Raw genomic sequence first — 2,317 nt, 5'->3', positions numbered from 1 at the left:
TCGAGTGGTTTGATAAAACGCATGTCCACGAGTGTTGCATTGAGCTTTTCGGCAGCAGCTTTCGCCGGTTCCAGCAAAGAGCCAAATGATAGAATGGCTATTTTCTTTCCTTCGCGAATTGCTTTGGCTTTGCCTAATTCCAAGGCTTGCATCTCTTTTTCAATTTCTGCACCCGGGCCTGTGCCTCGTGGGTAGCGCACGCAAGCTGGGCCTTCATATTGGTGGCCTGTGTAGAGCATTTTCCGAAGTTCATTTTCGTCCGAAGGCGCCATCACAACTAGCTTGGGAATGCAGCGTAAGAAGGATAGGTCGAAACTTCCGGCATGCGTTGCGCCGTCTTCACCAACCAGGCCAGCCCGGTCTATGGCAAACAAAATATCCAGGTTCTGGATGGCGACATCATGAATGAGCTGATCATATGCGCGCTGTAAGAAGGTTGAGTAAATTGCGACAACAGGCTTCACTCCTTCACAAGCCATGCCTGCTGCCAGTGTTACGGCATGCTGTTCGGCGATGGCAACGTCATGGTAGCGCTCAGGGTAGAGTTCGGAAAAACGAACTAGGTCGGAACCTTCTCGCATCGCTGGCGTAATACCGACGACCCGACTGTCTTGTGCGGCGATATCGCAAAGCCACTGGCCAAAAACGTTTGAGTACTTGGGTTGGCTGGCAGGCTTATTTTCAACAGGGCTTACTTTGGGTTTTGCTTCTATTTTGTTGATTGCGTGGTAGCCAATCGGGTCGATTTCTGCTGGTGCGAAGCCTTTCCCTTTTTTGGTGACAATATGAAGGAATTGAGGGCCTTTCAGCTCCTTCATGTTTTCTAATGTTTTGATTAAGGTTGGCAAGTCATGACCATCGATAGGGCCAATGTAGTTAAAGCCTAATTCCTCAAAAAGCGTACCGGGTGCAACCAAGCCTTTGACGTGCTCTTCAGTTTTCTTGGCAAACTCCATTAGGCCGGGAGTGCTGCTCAGAATTTGCTTGCCGCCATCGCGCATCTGATTGTATGTTTTTCCTGACAGAATTCTCGCCAGATGGTTCTTCAAACCGCCTACGTTGTCCGAAATCGCCATGTCATTGTCATTTAAAATAACTAGCATGTCAGGAGCGATATCTCCGGCATGACTCATTGCTTCAAATGCCATGCCTGCTGTTAGAGCGCCATCGCCAATCACTGCGATAGACTTGCGAGAGCTGGACTGCATTTTTGCAGCCAGAGCCATGCCAAGAGCTGCACTGATTGAGGTGCTAGAATGCCCGACACCGAAGGTGTCGTATTCACTTTCTTCTCTTGCGGGAAACGCCGCAGGGCCGTCATGTTGGCGAATTTTTAATATTTGCTCGCGTCGGCCTGTTAGAATTTTATGAGGGTAAGCTTGGTGTCCAACATCCCATACGACACGATCTTCAGGGGTGTTAAATACGTAATGCAGTGCAACCGTAAGTTCGATGACGCCTAACCCGGCACCAAAGTGACCACCTGATTGTCCGACACTGTATAGCAGGTAGGCTCGCAGCTCATGGCTAAGCTGGGCCAGCTGTTCTTCCGATAGTAAGCGCAACTGAAAAGGTTCATTCACCTTGTCCAGCAATGGCGTATTGGGTCGTTGCAAAGGAATTTCTTGAAAGATCGGAAAAGTTGTATGCATTGGCTATAAATTACAGATAGATAGTAAGGGTCGAAGTATAACAGAAACCTTAAAGGGAGGAGTGCAGTTTTTACGACTTAATCGACGTTACACCTCTTACTTTATTCTGGAAATAATATAGTCACTAATCGCTGTAAGTTGCTGAACATTTTTGTCGCCGAGATTACTCAGCGCGTTGATAGACTCTTGGTGTAGCGCTATAAGTTTTTCTTTAGCGCCCTCTAAACCAAGCTGGGCAGGATAGGTCGGTTTGTTTAGCGCGATGTCAGCACCTTGGGTTTTTCCAAGTGTTTGGGTGTCACTGATAATATCCAGAATGTCGTCTTGAACCTGGAAAGCTAAGCCAATAGCCTGTGCGTAGTTGGTTAGCGCTTCATATTCTTGTTTCGTCACGCCTGACGGGCTGCTTAGCGCGCCTATTTGTACAGAGGCTTCAATCAGGGCACCAGTTTTATGTCGATGCATGTTTTCAAGCTGGCTCAGAGACAAGGTTTGCCCGACAGAGTTAAAATCGATTGCTTGCCCTAGCACCATTCCTCTGGCACCACTTGCTTTTGTCAGCAGCTGGATCATTTTGATCTGGCTTTCGAGACCAAAGTGTTTGGCTTGGCTGAGTAATTCAAAGGCCATTGCTTGTAAGGCATCACCTGCCAGAATAGCCGTGG

General features: G+C 48.1%; 2 protein-coding genes. Both read right to left on the bottom strand.

What is annotated here, in order from left to right:
* The coding region (gene dxs, locus A3756_RS17385) for a 1-deoxy-D-xylulose-5-phosphate synthase (RefSeq protein ID WP_068554083.1) at positions 1-1,652 on the bottom strand (1,652 nt) is incomplete at its 3' end.
* Between the two features lie 96 nt (positions 1,653-1,748).
* A partial coding sequence (locus A3756_RS17380) for a polyprenyl synthetase family protein (protein ID WP_197481365.1) occupies positions 1,749-2,317 on the bottom strand: 569 nt, incomplete at its 5' end.

The organism is Oleiphilus sp. HI0086 (genome assembly GCF_001635225.1).
This window is presented reverse-complemented; position numbering and strand designations above follow the sequence as displayed.